The sequence below is a fragment of the Vibrio sp. R11-SG3-ISO9 genome (assembly GCF_059834255.1).
Window position 1 is genome coordinate 178,829 of record NZ_JCBDGU010000052.1, and the last position, 22,739, is coordinate 201,567.

20 protein-coding genes are annotated in these 22,739 nt (G+C 46.2%); 11 read left to right on the top strand and 9 right to left on the bottom strand.

Annotated features, from left to right (window positions below; translation table 11 throughout):
• Positions 1–21: 21 nt before the first annotated feature.
• Complete coding sequence (locus tag AC6R05_RS19940) at positions 22–930, bottom strand: LysR family transcriptional regulator (RefSeq protein ID WP_032553566.1); 909 nt, start codon at positions 928–930, stop codon at positions 22–24.
• Positions 931–1,113: 183 nt separating this feature from the next.
• Here AC6R05_RS19940 and AC6R05_RS19945 point away from each other — a divergent pair, with 183 nt between their 5' ends.
• Together AC6R05_RS19945 and lldD are read left to right on the top strand one after the other, a co-directional pair.
• Positions 1,114–2,808: an L-lactate permease gene (locus tag AC6R05_RS19945; protein WP_500648422.1), complete on the top strand. Its 1,695-nt coding sequence runs from the start codon at positions 1,114–1,116 to the stop codon at positions 2,806–2,808.
• 238 nt (positions 2,809–3,046) lie between these two features.
• The gene (gene lldD, locus AC6R05_RS19950) at positions 3,047–4,189 is read left to right on the top strand and encodes an FMN-dependent L-lactate dehydrogenase LldD (RefSeq protein WP_150868387.1); all 1,143 of its coding nucleotides are present in this window, start codon (positions 3,047–3,049) and stop codon (positions 4,187–4,189) included.
• Positions 4,190–4,279: 90 nt separating this feature from the next.
• Here lldD and AC6R05_RS19955 read toward each other — a convergent pair whose 3' ends face one another.
• Positions 4,280–4,528: a hypothetical protein gene (locus AC6R05_RS19955; protein WP_390518281.1), complete on the bottom strand. Its 249-nt coding sequence runs from the start codon at positions 4,526–4,528 to the stop codon at positions 4,280–4,282.
• A 23-nt stretch (positions 4,529–4,551) separates the two neighbouring features.
• Positions 4,552–5,421 carry an AraC family transcriptional regulator gene (locus tag AC6R05_RS19960; protein WP_500648423.1) on the bottom strand — a complete coding sequence of 290 codons (870 nt, stop codon included), beginning with the start codon at positions 5,419–5,421 and terminating at the stop codon, positions 4,552–4,554.
• A 116-nt stretch (positions 5,422–5,537) separates the two neighbouring features.
• On the opposite strand from AC6R05_RS19960, the gene AC6R05_RS19965 reads away from it, so the two are divergent.
• Positions 5,538–6,689 carry an aminotransferase-like domain-containing protein gene (locus tag AC6R05_RS19965; RefSeq protein WP_500648424.1) on the top strand — a complete coding sequence of 384 codons (1,152 nt, stop codon included), beginning with the start codon at positions 5,538–5,540 and terminating at the stop codon, positions 6,687–6,689.
• Positions 6,690–6,794: 105 nt separating this feature from the next.
• The gene (locus tag AC6R05_RS19970; protein ID WP_500648425.1) at positions 6,795–7,052 is read left to right on the top strand and encodes a DUF2999 family protein; all 258 of its coding nucleotides are present in this window, start codon (positions 6,795–6,797) and stop codon (positions 7,050–7,052) included.
• A gap of 86 nt (positions 7,053–7,138) precedes the next feature.
• Here the strand turns inward: AC6R05_RS19970 and AC6R05_RS19975 are convergent, their stop codons facing one another.
• Both AC6R05_RS19975 and AC6R05_RS19980 read right to left on the bottom strand, forming a co-directional pair.
• Complete coding sequence (locus AC6R05_RS19975) at positions 7,139–8,167, bottom strand: hypothetical protein (protein ID WP_500648426.1); 1,029 nt, start codon at positions 8,165–8,167, stop codon at positions 7,139–7,141.
• A gap of 232 nt (positions 8,168–8,399) precedes the next feature.
• Positions 8,400–9,341 (bottom strand): LysR substrate-binding domain-containing protein, encoded by a 942-nt coding sequence (locus AC6R05_RS19980; protein WP_500648427.1) that lies wholly within the window; start codon positions 9,339–9,341, stop codon positions 8,400–8,402.
• Between the two features lie 253 nt (positions 9,342–9,594).
• On the opposite strand from AC6R05_RS19980, the gene trhO reads away from it, so the two are divergent.
• The 3 genes from trhO (at position 9,595) to AC6R05_RS19995 (ending at position 11,534) form a co-directional block, all read left to right on the top strand.
• On the top strand, positions 9,595–10,578 hold the full coding sequence (trhO, locus tag AC6R05_RS19985) for an oxygen-dependent tRNA uridine(34) hydroxylase TrhO (protein WP_500648428.1): 984 nt from the start codon (positions 9,595–9,597) through the stop codon (positions 10,576–10,578).
• Positions 10,579–10,711: 133 nt separating this feature from the next.
• Positions 10,712–10,975: an HP1242/YdcH family protein gene (locus tag AC6R05_RS19990; RefSeq protein WP_032553577.1), complete on the top strand. Its 264-nt coding sequence runs from the start codon at positions 10,712–10,714 to the stop codon at positions 10,973–10,975.
• An 88-nt stretch (positions 10,976–11,063) separates the two neighbouring features.
• On the top strand, positions 11,064–11,534 hold the full coding sequence (locus tag AC6R05_RS19995; RefSeq protein WP_500648429.1) for a GNAT family N-acetyltransferase: 471 nt from the start codon (positions 11,064–11,066) through the stop codon (positions 11,532–11,534).
• A gap of 40 nt (positions 11,535–11,574) precedes the next feature.
• Here the strand turns inward: AC6R05_RS19995 and AC6R05_RS20000 are convergent, their stop codons facing one another.
• On the bottom strand, positions 11,575–14,502 hold the full coding sequence (locus AC6R05_RS20000) for an alkaline phosphatase family protein (protein WP_500648430.1): 2,928 nt from the start codon (positions 14,500–14,502) through the stop codon (positions 11,575–11,577).
• A gap of 281 nt (positions 14,503–14,783) precedes the next feature.
• Between AC6R05_RS20000 and AC6R05_RS20005 the strand changes: the two genes are divergently transcribed.
• On the top strand, positions 14,784–15,941 hold the full coding sequence (locus AC6R05_RS20005; protein ID WP_150868805.1) for a GGDEF domain-containing protein: 1,158 nt from the start codon (positions 14,784–14,786) through the stop codon (positions 15,939–15,941).
• Here the strand turns inward: AC6R05_RS20005 and AC6R05_RS20010 are convergent.
• A complete protein-coding gene (locus AC6R05_RS20010) occupies positions 15,938–16,219 on the bottom strand; it encodes a hypothetical protein (RefSeq protein ID WP_150868374.1) in 282 nt (93 codons plus the stop codon). The genes AC6R05_RS20005 and AC6R05_RS20010 overlap by 4 nt on opposite strands.
• 256 nt (positions 16,220–16,475) lie before the next feature.
• Between AC6R05_RS20010 and AC6R05_RS20015 the strand changes: the two genes are divergently transcribed.
• The gene (locus AC6R05_RS20015; protein WP_500648431.1) at positions 16,476–17,321 is read left to right on the top strand and encodes a pirin family protein; all 846 of its coding nucleotides are present in this window, start codon (positions 16,476–16,478) and stop codon (positions 17,319–17,321) included.
• A gap of 402 nt (positions 17,322–17,723) precedes the next feature.
• Here the strand turns inward: AC6R05_RS20015 and ppnP are convergent, their stop codons facing one another.
• Positions 17,724–18,005: a pyrimidine/purine nucleoside phosphorylase gene (gene ppnP, locus AC6R05_RS20020; RefSeq protein WP_032553586.1), complete on the bottom strand. Its 282-nt coding sequence runs from the start codon at positions 18,003–18,005 to the stop codon at positions 17,724–17,726.
• A gap of 326 nt (positions 18,006–18,331) precedes the next feature.
• Between ppnP and AC6R05_RS20025 the strand changes: the two genes are divergently transcribed.
• Positions 18,332–18,796, top strand: a complete 465-nt coding sequence (locus AC6R05_RS20025) for a DUF2850 domain-containing protein (protein WP_150868368.1) — start codon at positions 18,332–18,334, stop codon at positions 18,794–18,796.
• 371 nt (positions 18,797–19,167) lie between these two features.
• Positions 19,168–21,708: a glycosyl hydrolase family 18 protein gene (locus tag AC6R05_RS20030; RefSeq protein WP_500648432.1), complete on the top strand. Its 2,541-nt coding sequence runs from the start codon at positions 19,168–19,170 to the stop codon at positions 21,706–21,708.
• A 106-nt stretch (positions 21,709–21,814) separates the two neighbouring features.
• Here AC6R05_RS20030 and AC6R05_RS20035 read toward each other — a convergent pair whose 3' ends face one another.
• On the bottom strand, positions 21,815–22,660 hold the full coding sequence (locus AC6R05_RS20035) for an alpha/beta hydrolase (RefSeq protein WP_150868364.1): 846 nt from the start codon (positions 22,658–22,660) through the stop codon (positions 21,815–21,817).
• Positions 22,661–22,739: the final 79 nt, after the last annotated feature.

Consider the following 22,739-nt stretch of genomic DNA (forward strand, 5'->3'; position numbering starts at 1 on the left):
CCTTAACTAAAGACCAACTAATTAAAAGTAGTGCGAAATCGCCAAATAGCGGGCACGAATGTGCTCAATCAACATCTTGATCTTATTCGGTGGTTGACGGGTAAAAGGGTAAACCGCGTAGATGCCCAGTTTTTTACCAACGATATCTGGAAACAAGTCCACCAACTGGCCGTTGCGGATATCGTGATAAACCAAACAGCGCGGCACATAGGCAATGCCGTGTCCACCCAACGCAGCCTTTCTCAGAGCCGTCGCGTTATCCGTGGAGAACGAGCCTGAAACACGCACTATGTATTTGTTATCACCTTGCCCCTCTCGAATGAACTGCCACTCACTTGCGCCGGTTGTCTGGTAAGCATATTGCAAACAATTGTGTTTGACTAAATCGGTCGGGATGAGTGGTTTACCATTGCGAGCAATATAAGAAGGCGAAGCGCATACTACCCATTGCGAGTCGAGAATATGGCGCGCAATCAAGCTTGAATCTTCCAGATATCCGGTACGAATCACCAAGTCGAAGCCATCGTTCACCAGATCAACAAAGCGATTATCGAGTGACATATCGACAGTTAGACCCGGGTGCATGTTACAAAACTCCGCCACAGCGTCGGCCAATATCAAATCACCAGAAATACTCGGGACAGACATTTTGATGTGACCGCTGACATTTTCACCAAAGCCTGAAACAGCGTCCATAGCCTCTTGGGTTGCCTGCTTCACATTTTTGGCCCCATGCAAGATCGCCTTGCCCGCCTCAGTCAGCGTTAATTTGCGCGTTGTGCGATATAATAATTGAACACCTATCTCTTCCTCTAAACGAGCGATTCTTTTGCTAACTACCGAATTTGTAAGGTTATTTTGCTCCGCAACCTTACTAAATGAGCCCATTTCTACTACCTGTGAAAACAGGATTAAGTCGTCTGCACGCATGTTATTATGCCAATTTTGGAATTAATTATTTTCATTATTTCCCTATATCTATAAAAAATAAAGGGGTAAATTCACGCCAAATTAACAAACCCATTACAACCACTGCCGTTGTAATAACAAAAAACAATAACGTGTAAGTCACTTCAAACCTAAATGGATTGAGGCAAGGACGAGGAAGTACCCATGAATGAAACTCTATTAGCTCTATTGGCATTTTCGCCAATAGTTATGGCAGCTATCTTGCTGGTTGGCCTAAATTGGCCAGCGAAGAAAGCGATGCCGGTGGCCTTTGGTCTAACCGTACTTATCGCACTATTTGGTTGGGACATGTCGAGCACTCGTGTGTTGGCATCTGTATTCCAAGGTTTTGGTATCACTGTATCGGTTCTCTGGATTGTGTTCGGCGCTATCTTCTTACTTAACACTTTGAAGCACACCGGAGCCATTACAACAATTCGTAACGGATTCACCGACATCTCAGCAGACCGTCGCGTACAAGCCATCATCATCGCTTGGTGTTTCGGTTCTTTCATTGAGGGCGCATCTGGCTTTGGTACTCCAGCAGCTATCGCGGCACCTCTATTGGTTGCTATCGGTTTCCCTGCGCTTGCAGCGGTACTAATGGGTATGATGATCCAATCTACACCAGTTTCTTTCGGTGCGGTAGGTACGCCTATCATCGTTGGTGTAAACAAGGGTCTAGATACACATAACATCGGTGAAAGCCTAGTAGCTCATGGCTCAACATGGGACGCTTACCTACAACAAATCACATCAAGCGTTGCGATGATTCACGCAACTGTCGGTGTGATGATTCCTGTATTAATGGCAATGATGCTGACTCGCTTCTTCGGTAAGAACAAGAGCTGGACTGAAGGCCTAGACATTCTACCGTTCGCACTATTTGCAGGTGCAGCGTTCACCATCCCTTACGCACTAACAGGCGTGTTCCTAGGTGCTGAGTTCCCATCTCTAATTGGTGGTCTAATTGGTCTTGCAATTGTTGTTACAGCAGCAAAACGTGGCTTCCTAGTACCAAAATCAAAGTGGGACTTCGAGAGCGAAGACAAGTGGCCAGCGGAATGGCTAGGTTCTCTAAAAATCGACCTTGATGAGAACAAGGGCGCGCAGAAGATGAGCATGGCTCGCGCTTGGGCTCCATACGTACTACTTGCTGTCACTCTTGTTGCTAGCCGTGTTAGCCCTGAGTTCAAAGGCTTCCTGAAGAGCGTTAGCCTATCGTTCAGCAACATTCTTGGTGAAACTGGCGTGAGCACTGCGATTCAGCCTCTTTACCTACCGGGCGGTATCCTAGTATTCGTTGCTCTGGTTGCTGTTCTGATTCAAGGCCGTAGCGCTGCGCCACTAGCGAAAGCATTCGGTGAATCAAGTAAAACACTGATTGGTGCAGGTTTCGTACTGGTGTTCACTATCCCTATGGTTCGTATCTTCATCAACTCTGGAGTGAATGCAGCTGACCTAGCGAGTATGCCTGTAACAACAGCAAACTTCGCCGCTGACCTTGTAGGCTCTGCTTTCCCTGCATTGAGTGCAACAGTGGGTGCTCTGGGCGCTTTCATCGCGGGTTCAAACACAGTATCGAACATGATGTTTAGCCAATTCCAGTTCGAAGTTGCTCAAACGCTGACTATCTCGAGTGCGGTAGTGGTTGCTTTACAAGCGGTAGGTGCTGCAGCAGGTAACATGATTGCGATTCACAACGTGGTTGCAGCATCAGCAACAGTAGGTCTACTAGGCCGCGAAGGTGCAACACTACGTAAGACAGTTATCCCAACGTTCTACTACCTAGTAATGACAGGCATCATTGGTCTTGTGGTTATTTACGGATTCAACGTTACTGACGCTCTAATGCGTTAAGCTTAAATTCGGCGGTGTTCATATCACCGCCACCCAACTTGGCGTCAGCGTTCATTCCCCGACACCGCGAACGTTTGTACTGGTTACTCGTTGACTACGCACCTTCTGGAAGCCAGCAACCTAGCAATTACTGTGTACGTTGACGCCATTTTATTTCCAAACGCCTGTTCCAACCGGCACCACATTCGACAGAGTAAGCCTTCGAAGAGAGGCGAGCCCTAACCTTAGGATAAAGATTATGATTATCTCCGCATCTACAGACTACCGAGCTGCTGCCAAATCTAAGCTACCTCCATTCCTTTTCCATTACATTGATGGTGGTTCTTACGGCGAGCACACTCTGCACCGCAACACAGCAGACCTAGCTGAAATCGCGCTTAAGCAACGTGTTCTTAATGACATGTCGGAACTGAGTTTAGACACAGAACTGTTCGGTGAAAAACTAGCAATGCCTATCGCACTTGCCCCAGTTGGTCTAACAGGTATGTACGCTCGTCGCGGTGAAGTTCAAGCGGCTAAAGCAGCAGACAACAAAGGCATCCCATTTACGATGTCGACAGTATCGGTTTGTCCAATCGAGGAAGTGGCACCTAAGATTGAACGCCCAATGTGGTTCCAACTTTACGTACTTAAAGATCGTGGCTTCATGAAGAACGTTCTAGAGCGCGCAAAAGCGGCGGGTGTAACTACGCTAGTGTTCACTGTAGATATGCCAGTACCAGGCGCTCGCTACCGTGATATGCACTCAGGCATGAGCGGCCCGAACGCAGCTGTACGTCGCATTTTCCAATCAATGCGTCATCCAAGCTGGGCATTCGATGTGGGTGTATTTGGTAAACCACACGACCTTGGAAATATCTCCACTTACCGTGGCACACCAACCAAGCTAGAAGATTACATCGGCTGGTTAGGTGATAACTTTGACCCATCTATCTCGTGGAAGGATCTCGAATGGATTCGTGACTTCTGGGATGGCCCAATGGTGATCAAAGGTATCCTTGACGAAGAAGATGCAAAAGACGCAGTTCGCTTTGGTGCCGATGGTATCGTGGTTTCAAACCACGGTGGTCGTCAGCTTGACGGCGTACTTTCAAGTGCAAAAGCCCTACCTGCGATTGCCGATGCAGTAAAAGGGGACACTAAGATTCTGGTCGATTCTGGTATCCGTACAGGTCTTGATGTGGTTCGTATGATGGCACTGGGTGCAGACTGTACTCTATTAGGTCGTTCATTTGTGTACGCACTAGCAGCACAAGGCCAAGCTGGTGTTGAGAACCTTCTTGACCTTTACGACAAAGAAATGCGTGTAGCGATGACGCTAACAGGCGCGAAAACAATAAAAGATCTTACCCGCGATTCACTGGTTAACTTGACCAAGTAAGCGACAATAAGTAAGACGGAAGCCTAAGAAAACATTTGGGCCACCTCTACCTCCGGAGTGTGGCCTTTTTTATACCTGTAACTTGGACGATCACAGTTGTTCAGCGAGATCTGCAAGCGCCTTCGCATCTAACGTTTCTGCCTGAGCACCTTGGGCAATCAAATCAATCACCTTGTAGTCACTCATATCACCAAACTCCGTTTTCAGGTAGTCACGAAACGCCTTCTCATTCGGCCATTTACCACGGACTACGTAACCCTCATCTGGGTCAAAATCCTCTGTTTCAAAAAATGAAAAGTCGGTGCTGCCGATGTTGTGGCAGTAGAGAACAAGATACATCGCGTTTCCTTAACGAATTGAAATTAGTAAAAGCTGACAGGGAGATAGAAGTCCAACTCAAAAGCTTCTTCACTGTTGAGAAAGTGGTTTTGATGATAGTGAACATATGCCGGTGTCGAACGCTGCTTGAAGCCTGAACTTGGCAACCACTGCTCTAGAACCTGACTAATCTGGGGCAACAGTTCACCATAAATACCAGTAAGACGAAACACCGCATGCAAGCCACCCGGTATCACCATCTGATTAACCACACTGCGATATTTAATCGGCTCATCAATCGCAATACAGGCAACATAACGACATTGGTCCATTTCAACCCACGCTGGGTTTGAGTGATGCAAACCAAATTGACGACTAAAATCGCGCTCTTCAGCATTTGCCCACGCTTTTAAGATAAGCCAAGCATTACGTATCGAACGATTGTAACCAGTATGTCTCACATAAGCAGCCAAACGCGGTGCCACCTCCATGATCTTAGGAGCAGGCAGTTCCTTTTGTGCGACACGATGGTAACCCGCCGCAATCTCAGCATCTTTAAGGTACGGCTTTTCTGCCGTCTGTAAATCGTGTTTTCTCCACTCCCCCGGCGCCATATGAAAGGTCGCCTTAAATGCGCGGCTGAACGATGAGAGCGAGCTAAAACCACACTTATTGGCTATCTCGGCAACGGATGACCCTGTATCAAACATCAATTGATTCGCCGCATACTCCATTCGGGTACGGCGGATGTATTGATGAATCGACTCTCCCACCACACTTTTGAAGATTCGGTGAAAATGCTGCTCTGAATAAGCGGCGACTTCAGCTAACTCTTTAGCGGGCAAATCTTTACTGATGTCTTGATGAATGTAGAAAAGCACATCATTAATTCTGGATATGTGTTGGCGTGACATTCTTTAAATAGCATAAATGGACATATTTAAGAGCATAAATGGACACATCGATTTTTTCAATGCCATGTAATATCACTGGATAAACAAAAAAAGCAGACACAACGAGATAACTACACATGGAAATCGCAAAATCATTACAACAAATCCAGTCTTCCTATATTCGCGAAATTCTTGCCGCCGCGAGCGACAAAAACGTCATCTCGTTGGCCGGCGGTCTGCCAGATGAACAAACATTTCCGATTGAGCTGATGAAGCCGACCCTAGAAAACTTGGCGAACATGCCAGAAGTGTTTCAATACGGTTCAACCGCAGGTTACGGCCCGCTGATCGATCACCTTAGCGATACCTACCAATTGCCAGAATCACACACTGCGATGATCTGTACAGGCTCACAGCAAGGTTTAGATTTGATCGCTCGTGCTTATGTTGATCCGGGCGATACGGTTGTAATGGAAGCGCCAAGCTACCTAGGTGCAATGCAGGTATTCGGCTTAGTACAAGCGAACATTGTGACCGTTTCTCAAACCGAGTTCGGACCAAACCTAGACGAGCTAGAAACCTGCTTTAAACAGCAGGCACCTAAGATGTTCTATGCGGTACCGGATTTCCATAACCCAACTGGTGTATGTTGGACTCTAGAAAGCCGCCAACAAGTCGCTGCGCTTTGTGAACAATACAACGTCGCTTTCATTGAAGACGCACCTTATCGTGAACTGCGTTTTACGGGCTCAGAGCTACCACTTGTGTCGTCGTTCTGCCCAGATCACTCAATCGTACTGCGTTCATTCTCTAAGATTGCTTCTCCAGGTTTGCGTATCGGCGCGGTAACTGGCAAACGCAGCTACCTTGAACCACTTATCAAGGTTAAACAAGGCGCTGACCTACATTCAAGCGTTCCAATGCAAGCGCTTCTGCTTGGTCTTCTTAAGCACCAAGATTTTGGCCTGCACATGGAGAACATCCGCAACCTATACAAGTCTCGCTACGAGGTGCTGTTCTCTGAACTAGAGCAGAAGCTGCCTCAAGGTTGTGTATTGAAACCTGTTAATGGTGGCATGTTCATTTGGGTTGAGATTCCAGAGTGCGATACTTTTGAACTGGCTAAGAGCCTACTCGGTAACGGCGTAGCAGTTGTACCAAGCCCTGTGTTCTACCCAGATGCAAACGGTGCCAAAGCGGCATTGCGCCTTAACTTCACCAATGCGAATCCAGATGAACTGCGAGAAGCAGTGTCTCGCTTAGCAGAAGGCTTAGCGGCGATTAGCTAACTTCTAGAAGAGTTGATGACGAATGGGGCGATTGCTGTTTCATCCTAATGGCAGCCAGTGCTAAAATGCCCCCAAATTAACAGTCGCTAGTTTAAAGGTAAGGTAATGAACCCAATTATTGCGCTATTAAAAGAGAACAACATCGGTGATGAGCAGATCAACAGCATTTTCAAAACGTTGACTGAAAACCCGCTAGCTGCAATGGCAACCATTAGCCAGCTTGGCTTGCCTCAAGAGAAGCTACAACTTCTTATGAGTCAAGTAATGCAAAACCCTGCACTTATCAAAGAAGCAGTAGAAGAGCTTGGCCTAGACTTCTCAAAAGTAGAAGCAGCAAAAGAGCAACTAAACAAGCAAGGCTAATGCAGCTTTCACCTAATGCAAAACGCGCCCAACAGGTTATTACGTAACTTATTGGGCGCGTTTTTTGTTGCGGTCTATTCAACCTGCTATTGAGTCACCACAGCAGAAATGATTGGGTCTTTATCTGCTTCCATCACTTTTGGATTCACCCCATAGTGACGAGATGTGAAGGTATAATCTTGTCCTTGGGTATCGATGTTGTTTTTCGCCGTTTCACCACAGTTGAAAGAGACGGTAATCGTACCATCCTCGTTCTTATCCCAAGTGTGAGAGTTGATGTTGCGCACACCTTCCATCAGATACTTGTCGCCATCATAAGCCGTAATCGAAGTGAAGAACTTGTTTTCTGGATCTTCGAAGGTCGTGGTGTAACACACATCGGCCTTCATCTTCGGACTGTTCGAATATTTATTGCCTACAAACGCCTCTGGACTTGCGCCACCCCAACCCGCTGCATTTTCCAAGTTCCATTGGTGCAGATCTGTCACCTTGTCTGACGTTCTTGGGAAAGTGTAGGTAAAGTTACTGGTATCGTTGACCTCTTTGGTAAATGCCTGTACCCAAGCTTCTACCTCGTCATAATCATACGGCTGCGTTTTATAGTCTGTAGCAAAATTGAACTGAGAGGAGTTCACTTTATCCAGTGATGCCTTAGCGGCTTCAATACCATTTTCTGTACCTGAACGGTAAAGAAGAAACGCATACTCAGACTCGACCGGCAGTTGATAAGTGCCATCTTCTACCACGTAATGCTGGCCGTGACCACGCTCAGTCACCACTTGCACCGCCATGTAGTTATCCGTTTCTGGAATCGAGAAGGTGACCTTTCCATCAACGCGTTTCACAATCGCCACCCCGTAGAGCGTATCATCGTTCATTTGCACGGTAGGAGCAGCTTTACCGCGTGGTGGTAATCCTTGCATCTTCACGAACTCTTGAGTCGCGCCTTTGCTCGCCCAGTTACGGTAGTTGCGAGCAGTTTCTGCATGAGTGAAGTTTTCCGCCGTGACTTCGATGGCGTTCTGCTGTGCAGCCAACACTGGAGTCGACATTAACAGGCCTGCGATAACAACACCTGAAACGTGAGCGATTGGAGATCGTTTAATAGCTTTCATAATGCTTCTCTCTCTTAGAGTCGAACTTACCTAGCCAAATCCGATTTGTGCGCTAGCGATAAGTCATCAAAGTTAACTGTTTGGCTCGCGGCTTAGCCTTGTTTTATAAGACTTTGCTATCCAGTGCGGGCTAACAACTTGAGGACTACTCTAGCGATTCAGTATCATTACCGGAAATGATTCATAATTATCTAAGAAATGCACCAAACGCATATCACTCATTCCGCCCTTTCTAAGACAACTCTTTCAGCGTAGATAGAATTAGAGCTTTCAACCACTGATGAGGCGCGCTGTCTAAGGTTCGTTTATGCTCAATGAGATAAATATTCACACACAACTCTGGGTACTCTTTCATAGAGAACACCGGCACCAACTGCTCCTTGAGGTAAGTAGAGGTCAATAGCTTGTCGGAAGAAGCCATGATGGTATCGGTGCTCCGCATCACAGCAATTAAGGAGTTTAGCTGGCTACTTTGAAAGGCGACATCTCTTTTTATGTCTTGCTTGGCTAAGTACTTGTCGAGCGGATTTGCCAAGCTATACGAAGAACGGATATCCAGACTCATATCGACAAAACGATAGCTTAGGCACTGCTCCAGCGTGACTTGTTTCTGCTTTGCCAACGGGTGATTTCGCGATACATACAAAACAGGATAAGTAGTCGCTATACACTGAGATGGATATTCTGATTCATTCTCAGGCTGCTCAACATGAATCGTGAAATCGACATCTCTATTCGCGAGTTGCTGTGTTGACTCTTTCGCGATAGGGAACTCTATCAAGCTCGCCTTTGGGGCATGCTCTTTAAGGGCTGTTATCAGTGGAATGCTGACAAAACCACTCATCAACGGCGGTAAGGAGATCGCAAAGGTTTGGTCACACTCTTGTGGGGTAAAGGCCGACTTAGCGATCAGGCTCTGCATACTTCGCATCAGCTCTTCTAACGGCTCTTGTAGATCCAATGCCTTTTGCGTCGGTACTAGCCCGTTGGATTCTCGATAGAAAAGCGGATCGTCAAACAACTCACGCAACCGCCCTAACGTTCGACTCATCGCTGGCTGCGATAGATAAAGCGTTTGCGCCGCACGGGTTACATTACGCTCTTTAATCAAAACGCTCAGCGAGACCAATAAATTAAGATCAAGCCGAGAAAGTTGCTGCTCTATAGTCACCATCAACATGTACCTAAGTTATATCATTCCTTAACCATTATACTTTTCTAGCAAAAAGTCACCTTAATTGCCCCAAAAAGGGTTATCCCATCAAAAACAAAAAGCCCTACGGTTTGCGGTGTTATATAGCCCTATCTTTGGTTGGTTTTTGTGCTCGACAAGCTTAGCTATACTCACGCCGAAAACCATTTATAAATCCCTCACTGACAAGTGAGATTGCTCTGGAATTACGCTCCAGCTCGCGAAAGGAAAAATCATGTCTCAATATGTTGTATGCGCACTCTACAAGTTTGTCGCACTGGATGATTATCAAGATATCCGCCAACCACTTACTCAACTGCTTCTCGACAACCAAATCCGTGGCACCCTACTGCTTGCCCAAGAAGGCATTAACGGCACAGTTGCGGGCTCACGCGCGTCAATCGATGCACTGCTTGCTTGGTTCAAGCTTGATGAACGTCTAGCAGATGTTGTCTATAAAGAGTCGTTCAATGAACAACAACCGTTCAACCGTACTAAAGTTAAGCTCAAGAAAGAGATCGTGACCATGGGTGTTGAGGGCATTGACCCTCGCCATGTTGTGGGCACATATGTGAAACCAAAAGACTGGAATGAACTGATCTCAGATCCTGATGTAGTACTGGTCGATACTCGTAACGATTACGAAGTCGATATCGGCACCTTCAAAAACGCAGTGAACCCAAATACGGAAACCTTCCGTGAGTTCCCACAATACGTTGAGGACAACCTAGATCCTGCTAAACATAAAAAGGTAGCGATGTTCTGTACCGGTGGTATTCGTTGCGAAAAGTCGACGGCTTACATGAAAGAGCAAGGCTTTGAAGAGGTGTACCATCTTGAAGGCGGTATCCTAAAATACCTTGAGGAAGTGCCCGAAGAAGAGAGCATGTGGGAAGGTGACTGCTACGTGTTTGATGGCCGTGTTGCGGTTAACCACCAGCTAGAAAAGAGTGGCTACGACGTGTGTAACGCGTGTCGCTTACCAATCACTGAAGAAGACAAGCAGTCTGCTGATTTCGAAAAAGGCGTAAGCTGCCCTAAGTGTATCGACAAACACACAGAAGAACAGAAGCAACGCTTTAGAGAGCGTGAAAAGCAGGTACAGCTTTCTGCTGCTCGCGGTGAAACTCACGTCGGTGGTGATGCTGCACAGCTGATCGAACAGAGAAAACAGCAAAAACTTGAAAAGAAAGCTCAACAGCGAGCGAACAATAAATAATTGTTATTTTTGAGATAGATAGGGCACTTTTGGTGCCCTTTTTTATTGCTTTCGAGCTTTGCGTTCAGTGACACATTTCTTTAATGGTTATGCTTCTATACTGGTAAGCAAATACATTAATGAGGACACTAGAATGCTCAATGAAAACCACGCTTTTATCCTAGACTTCCCTGAATTCAAACTCGATATCGTTCAGCTTAACCACGACGACCCGAAGTTCAAAAATAACATGCAGAAATACCACGAACTCGACTACACCATTCGCGAACTTGAAGTTTCTGGTAGCCCAATCGATGACGACAACATGCACAATCTAAAAGTGGAACGCATGGAACTGAAAGACACACTTTACAAGCAGCTATCTCGCCACCACCAGCTTGCTGAAGAATCCAAATAACAAGAAACCGAATTCAAGTCACAGCAACACATAGGTTCACAGATACATAGATACATAGATACATAGATACAGGGACGTTCTTTCAACAATGAGACAAGGTATCGAATCACTTCCATTACGCTACTCCCCCATTCTTCCTTCAGAAGCCGAGACGCAGTTTTCGGTGATAAAAGAGGCGCTTTATTCCCATGTTGAAGCCGTCTTTGGATGGGATGATGAATTTCAGAGGCAGCGGATAAACAATGACTATCAACCGGACTGGTTTTATTGGATACACGACCAAGATGAGCGAGTCGGATTAGTCTGCTACAAACCTTACCAGCAAGCCTATCACGTGCATTTGTTGATCGTATTCCCGCAATACCAAAATCGAAAGCTAGGGTATCGAGTAATGAGAGATATCCAAGAGCTCACCATTAAAGAAGAGCGTCAAACCATCACCCTTTCGAGTTTTAGGCGCAATCAGCAAGCGATCGCTTTCTACCAAAGGTTGGGCTATCAGATAACCGATGACAGCGAAGCGGACTTTGTCAGCCTAGCGCTTCGTGTCACCAAGTAGAGACAGTTCTGAAGACCGTCTCAGAAAGCTTTTCAACCGATTACTTTCGAATATCAAGCTTATCGATTAGAGATGGGAAGCCCCAGCCATCTTCCCCAGCCACCACCTGCTCACCGGTTAGGTATTCAAACAAGGTCGGTGCCAGTGATCCATTCGCTTCGATAGTCAGTGGGGTTGAGTTTTCGCCAATTGGCTCTCCCCAGAAACCAATGAAAGCGTCTTTTTCCAGATAATCTTCACCAGCGTGTCTCCCTGGAACCTTAGTGTTGTAACCAATTCCCTCTTTCGGGAACAGGTTCACGCTACCGGCTCTGTCTTCCAAATAGATATTAGCTAGCTGGTTTACTGAATCAGGTCTTGGCGTAAAGCGAGTCAATTGTGTCCATTCGTTAGCGCTGCACCAAGTCGCCGGTTGAGACTTAACGGCGCGATTCAAACACTTATCAACTAGACGAGAATAAACCGCAAACTCAGAATCCGTAGGTTGAGGAAGGTAAGGGTTAAGTTGCTGAGTATTCAGAAGCTTCGGACGCAGGCCAGATTCTAATGATTCATAGAATAGCTTGTCCCCTTCACGGATGATCAGCTCATCCAAACGCTGTTTGTCACGATTACCAATCACTCGTACCGAGCAACTATCCGCATTACAAGTTTCCTCGCGCACAACCATATAGTCTAGCGATTCAGGTAGACGTTTCGCTATCTGATCAATGATATCGATACTGGTCCCTTTCGGCGCAGCTAATGGAGCCCAATCGGTCAGCTCTTGGTAAACAGGTTGAACCTTCCAACCCTGCTGTGAATTGAAGAAGTCCATCATAAAATTACCACCAGCAGTAGAAGCGACGACTACATCCACCGCCTTAAGGCTTGGGTAATCAAGAGCGTTAGTGATCTTCGGTCCTTCCCCTTCATCGGACGAAATCTTCTCAACCACGATTGGGGAATCAAGCTCTTGCTGTAAAGCTTCTAATACCTGTTTCTCTGGGTTCAGTGCGTAGAATACAGGTGTTAAACCGTGGTCTCCGGCCATACCCCATAGAGTTCGCGAATACACGCCTGCTGCTTTATAGGTATTCTCAACTTGCGTCAGCCAGTAATCCAAACGATTAAGTTCACCGGTAGGCATAAGAATTTCGTCGCTGAATGGGCCCGTGAAGTGCGCAAAATGATCCGGCCAAGGGTTATAGATCAGGGTGTAATCCGGCATGCCTTGTCCATCTAACTCAGTGTATTGGGATATCGCCTGTTCAACCTGTGCTTTTTTGGCAAGCTTAGTGAAAAGATCAAAGCCTGAAATCCTTTGGTAAGATTGGATATCTTCGATTAACGCTTGGCGCATTTCCGTTAAAGTCAGCTCTACATCCGCTCGCTGTTCTAACTCTTTCAAGCAGCGCTTCTCACCGTAGTCACGCAGAGATTCACCAAAACCAAGATTCACTAGGCCATCGTATGTGGTATGTGCATTCCAATCGTATTGAGCGTTACAATTTAATGTTTTTAGGTAGTTAAGGCGATCAAACATGGTTTGCACCTTATTGTCCGCCATTAGCACATCTAACTGCAGCGCATCATTACCAAAGAAGTAGTAAGCACGGTCGATGTCTCGATCAACAAAATGAAAGTTCGGCACCCCTGTACCGCCTTCACCTGAAACACGAGCTCCAGTTTTAATGATCGGTAGATTGCGAACACTGATAGTCGGCGTCGATGATACCCCCACTCGACTAATATTGGTTTTATGTTCGCTATACAGCTTCTTAAAGAAAGGCAGGTAGTGCTGGTCTTGATACGCCTGTTTAGCCAGTTGCGCCATAAAGCTCACCTGCTGCACATGCGGCGGTTCAATCACCGGTTCGAGCTTAGGTTTATACTGCTCACGATTTTGATGATGCTGATTCGCAACCGAGATAAACGGCGCACTAGGATCAACCAAACCCTCAATCAAACCTTGCTGCAAACCATCAACGGTCACTTGTACCGCAAAGCGACGGTTTTGTTGCGAAGAGAGAAACTCAATCAAATCTTGTGGATCGTCGTCGAAGGCTTGCTGCATCCAATCATCGAGCGCTTCGGTTCTCTCATCTTTGAAGACAAACTGGCGATAGGCCTTAAGCAAATTGAGACGAACAAAATCGATCAGGGTAACTGTCAGCGCTTGCGCCTTGTTGTTCGGTTTATCGGCATTTTCAGGCTTGCCATCTTCGACGATGGTCATCAATGCTGAACGAATGTCGCTTGGCTCCATGCCTTTCGCAGCCTTTTCAATCAAACCCACGACAATTGGTTGGATTTTATTGATGATCGCCAGATCTTCTTCACTATTTGTCAGATAGGTATAGCTATCTGGCAAGGTATCCATGTCTCGCCACACACCGATATCGAATAATGCATCGTAGATCACCACCATATTGGCAATGAACTTATCATCAACTCGAATCCCCTCATGGTGCCCCGTCGCTTCTGTTGAAGTATCAGGATGTTGGTGATTCTCAGAATGTACTTCTTTCTCTGAAGGTGCATCACCAAAGTGGTACAAGCTATGCTCAAACCCCTTTAGCGTAGTTTCGTCGTAAATCGTCGTCAGATACTCTTTGAACACATCTTCATTACCAATGCCCGCGTAGCGGTCGTAATAGCTATAAAGAAAGTACCCCAACGGAATTGAGTAAGCAGGATTTGATAACTGAGCAATCACGCGCGCCTTGGTTTTCGCATCCAAAGGAAGCGCCATTATGTAAGCATCTAACGTCACACCAGCGATAGTAAACAGAGCCGCATCACGAGTCAGAGTTGCCGAGTAACTCAAACCAGAAACGACCTGGTTTTTCAAAACTTCACTTGAACTGAAGACACCACCAATCACAGGCGTTTCTGAAAGTTGCGCATGCACACTTCCCGCCACCAAACTAAGTGGTAATGCACTTAGCAATGCCGCTGAACAGTGAGAACGAAAAAGCTTATTCATTGGGTATCCTTTGGCTTAGCAATCGATTTATAAAACCGGCGTATTGTTTCATTCCATACTCATTAGTCAACCTTAGTTTGCGGCGAGAAAAAATGACAGGCTGTCTGTTATTGAGCAGATTAATACTTAATTGCTGATTTATTTATATGAAACTTAGAGACTAATCACACAATTAGATGTTATTTGTATCATTTATTGGAGCAATTTAACCTAAGATTAGGGCATTGATTTCCACTACGGCACCCAAAATGAACAAGTTGGTCGGAAGACACTTAGAAGAGATGGCCGATATTCGTTCGACTCGAAAACAGAAAATCGTTTACTCCTTCTCGCTTACCTCTGCAGCGTTATTCATTTTCTATACGTGGGCTTATTTCCAGGATGGCTATTACACCCTGTCCGTCTTTGAAATGATGTTCGCCGTTATTGCCGTAATTAACGCCATCTACATAAAAAAGGTCCAAGAGCCGCACTATTGTGAGATCTTGCTGAGCTGTGTATTGCTGGTTCAAGGTGTGGTGCTGTTTCTCTACAGTGGAACCATCCCGGAGCGAATGCTTTGGCTCTATCCGATTTTGGCCGCAGTGATATTTATTAACGAATTTCGCATGGGGTTAATTCTCAGCGTCACCTTCTTACTGTTTCTTAGCGGCTTGATGGCGTTGATACCTCATAAATTCGCACTGCCGTTTAATAGCACTCACCGATTTTCACTTAGCTTGGTAACCATGAGCGCCGTATGCCATGTCTCCTCTTATTACTACACCAAGGCCGTTGGTTATATTCAGCGTCTATATCAAGAAGGGATTGAGGACCTCGCTTATCGAGATCAACTCACTGGGCTGGCTAACCGTTGGAGTTTTGAACGTTGGGCAATTGAGAAACTCAACACTGTCAACCCCAACAACAGTGTCACTGCTTTGGTGTTCTTAGATATTGATAACTTCAAGACCATCAATGACAGCTTTGGACATGACGTCGGCGACAGTGTGTTGCAGCATTTCGCTCAACGCCTGAAAAACAATGTCCGCAACAAAGACAGATCGACTCATAAACACGATTACTCGATTGCTCGTTTCGCTGGCGATGAGTTTGTATTGATGCTTTATGATGTAAGAAGCAAGCAGGACTTGGATGGTATTTTGCAGAGAATCAGCGGCCTATTTGAAAACGAGAATTTAACTAATAACCAAGTCGGTAAGCTCACTTTGAGTATCGGTGTTGCGATGTACCCGACTGATGCTAAAGATCTTGCTGAATTGACGCGCTGTGCAGACAAAGCAATGTACTTTGCCAAACACTCTGGAAAAAACCGTTTCGCTTATTATCAAGACGACCTGACAACGCCTTTAATTGAAGACATGAAGTGTTTTGAGCCGTGCAAATCCGTAGAGACAATACCAAGTAATGTCACCGCATTACACCAACAATCCAGCTAACCCGCCATATACATAGCCCATAAGCTAACAAGTCCGATAATCACTATCCAAACGACTTGACGTTGTTTACTCGGGCTCATTTTCTTTGGTTTTAGAACGGGTTTCAAAGCCGCGTTTTTCGCTGATTGAAAGAAGGGTCTATCAAGCTCTTCTTTCTTTTTTCTACGTCGAAATGCCGCGTTTGCCACCTCAGTAAAACGCTGACGTTGGTCAGTGGTGAAGTCGTTCTCAAAACCAACTCGGCCACTTCTATCGTTGTGTTTAGATTGCACAGCCATCGTCGCCTCCTTGGCTAGACTATCCCTTATTGTAAGTATAGTCAGTAATCGCGAATTTTCTGATATTCAAGTGGACGAATATCACACTAGCTCTAGCCTATGTTGTTTAAAACCCCTTTCAGTTCCTTTGGGTCTTCATGTTGCGGCCCTTTTCACTTGTTCGAATTTTTCAAACAAGCCCTTCAATTTTGCACTCTGTTTGAAGAGAGGCTTCCTGCTTAGACTATGGGTATTGAAACGTTTGGAGACAATAACCATGGAAAATCGACGTATTACGCAAATCATGAATGCTCATGCCACGTCCGACGGTGATGGTGTGAAGATCCAACGAGCAGCGGGTTTTAACAACGCAAATTTCTCGCCTTTTTTGATGATTGATGAACTCAAATCCGACGAGAGCAAAGATTATGTGGGTGGCTTTCCACCGCACCCTCACCGCGGCATCGAGACTCTGACTTACATGCTTCAAGGTCACTTCCAACACAAGGACCATATGGGCAATGTTGGTGAGCTTCGCAGTGGCGGTGCTCAGTGGATGGCGGCAGGTCGCGGTGTGATTCACAGCGAAATGCCGATGATGGAAGAAGGTTCACTGCACGGGTTCCAAATTTGGATTAACCAACCCGCCCGCGACAAAATGAAGCCTGCTCAATACCATGATTTTCAGAGTGACACAGTGACTGAGTTCCGTAGCCAAGAGGTCGGACTGCTGCGTCTCATCGCCGGAAATACATCAATTGAAGGCACTCCGTTAGCTGGGCCTCTTCAAACTACCGGAGTGCCAGTTAATGTTTCGGACTGGCGAGCACAATCAGGCCAAGCTCTGACACTCACAACAGAGCGCCATCACAACGCGTTCGTTTATGTTTATAAAGGTTCGGTTGATTTAGGATCACAAGCTTTGATCGCAGGACAATTGGCGTTATTGAGTAAGGCTGAAGTTCTGGCGATGAGTGCGAACGAGGAATCTGGCGTACTAATTTTTTCAGGAGAGCCCATTAATGAACCCGTTGTTCACTATGGACCGTTTGTGATGAATAGCATGGAAGAGATAGAACAGACTATCCATGACTTTAACAATGGTGTCTTTGAAACCTATTAAGAATTTTGTCTTCTTACTAGGGCGTGTTGATCTTTCGAGTTGGTTTTTGCAGCGAGTTGCTGGGTATTTATACAAGACAGAGGCTTTGATGTGTAGCTAGCCTACATGAGAAGCCGATAACGCAGTAGAAATGACCAGCAAACGCTGCCCGAAGGGTTCGGCTAAAAGCGTTTTACTCTTTGTTGAGGGAGATTTGCTTAGAATGACTAGGCTACTTCTCCCTCGCCGCGATTAAAACGCTTTTATCTCGAACAAAATTTAACCACGAAAGGTCAACACGCCCTAGAAGACAGCTAAAACGTGACGTTATCCACTGCCAAGAATATCGTTCACTGATTCGCCACGCTCACTTAGAGCGTGGCTTTTTTCTTGGTCGTTAAGAGAACTCAGCAACCAATAGCATTACAGGTACTCACAAAGGTAAGCTGTTGCTTCAGCTACCTTAACGTCAAACGAAGAGTCACCCGCCACTTCAAACGAATCACCGGATTTAAACGTCGACCAATCGTCTTCACCAACACGTTTAATCGTTAGCGCACCTTTTACTACTGTCATTCTTTCTGGGGCTGCGGTACCAAACGTAAACTCACCCGCTTGCATCACACCTACACTGACGTCTTCACCTTCTTGTGAAAAACCAAGAGACTTAACGCCACCATCGAAATAGGTATTTTCTTTAATCATTGTACTTCCTTGTCTTTATTCAGAACGGCGTGAGCTTATTAAATGCCTCATCACCAAAATTACGTGCTTGATTGTTTTAACTAATTCACCCGTTTCCTACAAGCAATTAATCGTCATAAGTTAGTGCTTTTGAGTGTTCAATCAACTCGCACCAGTATCGTCTTAGGTACCAAACTGGTATTAGCTCGAAGCAAACGGCTGCTAACCCGAAGTGTGAGTTTGCTTCACAATGTCGATCCTGCTTCTAACTTTGACAACTTTGATTGCAAACTGAGTATTCAATAAATAAAATCGTCCTTTGGTAGATGAAGGAAACAGCCATCAAAATGGGACAAAAGGATTCGAAAAGCAGGGACTTATTGACTCAGGCGCTGTTTTATCTGCTTTTATTGGCCGGGCTTATCGCAGCCGTCTTTGCCAGTTATACCGCTTATCAAACTCATCAGAAGTTTATCGATCCGAGCAATGTCTACGGCACATGGATTGAGGTAGGTGCGCCCCCTTATGACACCGATATTCTCTCTTTATCAGAGCAAGGTGTGGTCATGAACCATCGCCTGATCAGTACCAACTTCAAGTTCAATGGCAAAACCATCACCATCAATACCGGGTCAGGCGAAACCGTGTATGCGATAAGTGGTACCTTCAATTCACCTCAATTGAAACGTCTAGTACCTGAGATTCCAACACAACAGTTTGTAAAAGAAGGATACGAGCACACAGCTATCCCTCTAAACAGCAGCGCCGTGCAGCAAAGACGCGCATCTTTGGCCGAACAATTCAGCAAATAGGCCATTTTTCGATTTAGCACTTAGAAATAAGTGGCTTTCAAAAACACCACATCACTTCCATTTTTCAACATAAAAACATGTAACTTCAAAATATTGCATCACGTCGTGTCGTAAAAGCTCACCTATGAGACTTTTCCACTAGCTGCAATAATTTTATAAAACATGGACTCGACCTCTCACCCGCTGCGCAACAACTTTGTAACAAGTTGTGATTTTTTCGTTGTCCATCGAAAACGGATTTATTTTCACTTATGAAATTAAAACTCTCTCGAATACTGAACTCGACGCCCCACCTTAGGGGCTGACATGAAGTAACAACCGATTTAACTGATCGCTGTGTACTTCAACCACATTCAAGGAGTGAGAAAAATATGATTCGTTTAAACACGTGTGCGACCGGCATAGCACTAGCGCTATCTGGCACCGCACTGGCCGCACCTACCGCACCAAGCATTGATATGTATGGTTCTAATAACCTGCAGTTCTCTAAGATTGAACTCGCGATGGAGACAACCTCTGGCTACAACGACATGGTTAAATACCACGACAAAGCCAAGATCGCGGTTAAGTTTAACCAATGGAGTGGCACCTCTGGCGACACTTACAACATCTACTTTGATGGCGTAAAAGTGGCGACGGGCGCGATCACTGGCAGTCAAACCACCGCGTCATTTGAATACGGCCAAGGTGGCTTGTATCAGATGGAAATTGAGGCTTGTGATGCCACAGGATGTAGCAAAAGTGCACCAGCACAAATCACCATTGCCGATACCGATGGTTCTCACCTTGCTCCACTCGCTATGAACATCGACCCAAACAATAAGACTTACAACACTGATCCTAATACGGTAGTGGGTACTTACTTTGTTGAATGGGGTATCTATGGTCGAGACTATACTGTCGACAACATACCTGCTGATAATCTGACCCACATCCTTTACGGCTTTATCCCAATCTGTGGTCCGAACGAGTCAGTGAAATCTGTCGGCGGCAACAGCTTCAACGCGCTCATGACAGCGTGTAAAGGCGTCAATGATTATGAGGTTGTAATTCACGACCCTTGGGCCGCATTCCAAAAAAGCTTTAACCAAGCGGGCCATGAATACAGCACGCCGATCAAAGGCAACTACGCGATGATGATGGCTCTGAAACAGCGTAATCCAGACTTGAAAATCATCCCTTCCATTGGTGGCTGGACTCTGTCTGATCCTTTCTTTGATTTTACGACCAAAGCCAACCGAGACACTTTCGTCGCTTCCGTTAAAAAGTTCTTAAACACCTGGAAGTTCTACGACGGTGTTGATATCGACTGGGAATTCCCAGGTGGTGGCGGTGCTGCCGCTGATTTGGGAGACCCAGTGAACGACGGTCCTGCCTACATTGCTTTAATGGCTGAGCTACGCGCAATGCTAGACGAGCTCGAAGCTGAAACAGGCCGTACCTATGAGCTCACATCTGCGATTGGTGTTGGTTATGACAAGATTGAAGACGTCAACTATGGCGAAGCGATTCAGTACATGGATTACATCTTCGCAATGACCTACGACTTCTACGGCGGCTGGAACAATGTGCTAGGTCATCAAACTGCACTCAACTGTGGCAACTTCATGCGTCCTGGCCAATGTGATGGCAGTGGTATCGATGAAAATGGCGAACCGTACAAAGGGCCAGCTTACACCACAGACAATGGTATTCAATTACTACTGGCTCAAGGCGTTCCTGCGAACAAATTGGTAGTTGGTACAGCGATGTATGGCCGAGGTTGGGAAGGCGTACTTCCATCGACTCTGAGCGATCCGACTGATCCAATGACAGGTGTGGGTAACGGCAAGCTTAAGGGCAGCACTGCACAAGGTGTTTGGGAAGATGGCGTTATCGACTACAAAGGCATTAAAGCCAATATGCTTGGGGCAAACAATCAAGGCATTAATGGCTTTGAGTACGGCTACGACGAGCAAGCGGAAGCACCTTACGTCTGGAACCGTACCTCAGGTCAGCTGATCACCTTTGATGACGACCGCTCTGTGAAAGCGAAAGGGGCTTATGTGCGTAGCCTTGGCTTAGCTGGTCTTTTCTCTTGGGAGATTGATGCAGACAATGGCGATATCTTAAATGCGATGCACGAAGGCTTAGCCGGTGGTACGACAGACCCAGTTAACCGCAAACCCACCGCATCGGCAGGTGCAGACCAATCAGTTGAAGGCCCAGCTTCTGTTTCTCTGGATGGCAGCGCTTCAAAAGATAGCGATGGCACCATTGCGAGTTACGCTTGGTCTCAAGTGAGCGGTACAGCAATAACACTGACTAACGCTAATGCCGCTGTTGCAAGCTTCGATGTTGCTGAAGTGGCGCAACAAGAGACGCTCACCTTTAGCCTTACTGTAACGGACAACGACGGCGCAACTTCGACAGACACTGTGGTTGTGACGGTAACACCGAAGAACACTGGTCCAGTGAACACAGCTCCAGTCGCTGCTATCTCTGCACCGGCTGAAGTCAATGCTGGCGATGTTGTGGTCGTGGATGCATCGGGTTCAACCGATGCGGACAACGATACATTGAGCTTCACTTGGGATGTACCCGCAGAGCTTAACGCAACGGTTCAAGGTGCCTCTGTAAGTTTCGTTGCCGCTGAGTACACTCAAGACACACTACTGAACTTCTCTGTTACAGTCAGTGATGGGAGCGAAACCTCTGTGGCTTCAGCGTCGGTGAAGGTTCTTAAGAAAACAACGGGCGGCGGCACATGTAGCAATGCTTGGGATGCAAACACTATCTACAATGGTGGCGACCAAGTAACTCAAGGCAATACACTTTGGGAAGCGAAATGGTGGACGAAAGGAGACGATCCTTCACAATCTGGTCAATGGGGTGTTTGGAAAGAGATTGGCCCAGCAAGCTGTGCTAACTGAGATTAGTGAAAACCCATGATCATTTAAAACCTAGGCTCAATTAAAACCAAAGGCCAATCTCATTGCAGATTGGCCTTCTTCGTAACATTTATCTAGAGCGACGCGATTAAATCAATGCGTCGAAACTTTCAAAGACTTGTGGACACTTCATCACTCGACCATGCCCTTGACCTTGCGTGGTCACCAAAGTCACTCGTTCCATCTCGTTTGCAGCGCGTTCAGAGACCGAGTACTTGGTGAACTTATCTTTTTCATCATGCACGATAATCGTATTCGATTGGCGAAGCGCCAGTTTACCGTAAGGGTCAACCGATTGGATTGGGTAGTTAAACTGCTCTTCAACTTCACCCACCACCGCTTCAAACAGCTTCATGGAGTAACCTGAACGAGCCACGCTGCCGAACAAGTTGTCTAAGTAATCCAGTACTGGTGCGATCAAAAGCAATGGCTTGTTCTCAAGCTTCGCGTGTTTGCACTCCAGAGCCGAAGCGGTACCCATACTGTGTCCAACTAAACCGGCAACGTCTTCGACAGTATCTAGAATCGCTTCTAAGCCGTTCACAAATGCAGGAATGTGACCATAAACACCATCACTACCACCGTGAGCTGGGTGATCGTAAGCAAGAGCGGTAAAACCTTTGGCCGCAATGTGTTCCATTAGAGGGTAGAACTGACTCGCAGTACCCGACCAACCATGCGTCAGTACCCAAACCGGGCCACTACCAAGTGTATAGGTTTTCAGCACACCGTCGCGGGTTGCAACTTCACCTTTGATCAAACCTTGTGGCTCGCTATTTTTCGGCTCTGAACGCACAGGCGTTAGCAGCAGCTTACGCGCGGTTTTCTTTGCGTGGCTTGGCGCAAGAATGTAGTGCAAGTTAGTTGTCGCACCAATCAGGCTGCGTTTAATGCTGAATTTTGTTGAGGTATTGAAATAAATTTTGTCACTCATGACCGTTCCTTTTGTCCACTCTATAGTGAGTTGGCCTGTTAGCTCAGCCGAAAAAGAACGACCGTGCTTTTTGTTATTC

What these genes read in the sequence shown, in the direction of transcription:
- AC6R05_RS19970 (WP_500648425.1), top strand. Translation starts at nt 6,795, where the DNA reads ATGAACCCAATTATTGCGCTATTAAAAGAGAACAACATCGGTGATGAG.
- lldD (WP_150868387.1), top strand. Translation starts at nt 3,047, where the DNA reads ATGATTATCTCCGCATCTACAGACTACCGAGCTGCTGCCAAATCTAAG.
- AC6R05_RS19975 (WP_500648426.1), bottom strand. Translation starts at nt 8,167, where the DNA reads ATGAAAGCTATTAAACGATCTCCAATCGCTCACGTTTCAGGTGTTGTT.
- AC6R05_RS20035 (WP_150868364.1), bottom strand. Translation starts at nt 22,660, where the DNA reads ATGAGTGACAAAATTTATTTCAATACCTCAACAAAATTCAGCATTAAA.
- AC6R05_RS20030 (WP_500648432.1), top strand. Translation starts at nt 19,168, where the DNA reads ATGATTCGTTTAAACACGTGTGCGACCGGCATAGCACTAGCGCTATCT.
- AC6R05_RS19965 (WP_500648424.1), top strand. Translation starts at nt 5,538, where the DNA reads ATGGAAATCGCAAAATCATTACAACAAATCCAGTCTTCCTATATTCGC.
- AC6R05_RS19940 (WP_032553566.1), bottom strand. Translation starts at nt 930, where the DNA reads ATGCGTGCAGACGACTTAATCCTGTTTTCACAGGTAGTAGAAATGGGC.
- AC6R05_RS20015 (WP_500648431.1), top strand. Translation starts at nt 16,476, where the DNA reads ATGGAAAATCGACGTATTACGCAAATCATGAATGCTCATGCCACGTCC.
- AC6R05_RS20010 (WP_150868374.1), bottom strand. Translation starts at nt 16,219, where the DNA reads ATGGCTGTGCAATCTAAACACAACGATAGAAGTGGCCGAGTTGGTTTT.
- AC6R05_RS20000 (WP_500648430.1), bottom strand. Translation starts at nt 14,502, where the DNA reads ATGAATAAGCTTTTTCGTTCTCACTGTTCAGCGGCATTGCTAAGTGCA.
- AC6R05_RS19945 (WP_500648422.1), top strand. Translation starts at nt 1,114, where the DNA reads ATGAATGAAACTCTATTAGCTCTATTGGCATTTTCGCCAATAGTTATG.
- AC6R05_RS19955 (WP_390518281.1), bottom strand. Translation starts at nt 4,528, where the DNA reads ATGTATCTTGTTCTCTACTGCCACAACATCGGCAGCACCGACTTTTCA.
- trhO (WP_500648428.1), top strand. Translation starts at nt 9,595, where the DNA reads ATGTCTCAATATGTTGTATGCGCACTCTACAAGTTTGTCGCACTGGAT.
- AC6R05_RS19980 (WP_500648427.1), bottom strand. Translation starts at nt 9,341, where the DNA reads ATGGTGACTATAGAGCAGCAACTTTCTCGGCTTGATCTTAATTTATTG.
- AC6R05_RS20005 (WP_150868805.1), top strand. Translation starts at nt 14,784, where the DNA reads ATGGCCGATATTCGTTCGACTCGAAAACAGAAAATCGTTTACTCCTTC.
- AC6R05_RS20025 (WP_150868368.1), top strand. Translation starts at nt 18,332, where the DNA reads ATGGGACAAAAGGATTCGAAAAGCAGGGACTTATTGACTCAGGCGCTG.
- ppnP (WP_032553586.1), bottom strand. Translation starts at nt 18,005, where the DNA reads ATGATTAAAGAAAATACCTATTTCGATGGTGGCGTTAAGTCTCTTGGT.
- AC6R05_RS19960 (WP_500648423.1), bottom strand. Translation starts at nt 5,421, where the DNA reads ATGTCACGCCAACACATATCCAGAATTAATGATGTGCTTTTCTACATT.
- AC6R05_RS19995 (WP_500648429.1), top strand. Translation starts at nt 11,064, where the DNA reads ATGAGACAAGGTATCGAATCACTTCCATTACGCTACTCCCCCATTCTT.
- AC6R05_RS19990 (WP_032553577.1), top strand. Translation starts at nt 10,712, where the DNA reads ATGCTCAATGAAAACCACGCTTTTATCCTAGACTTCCCTGAATTCAAA.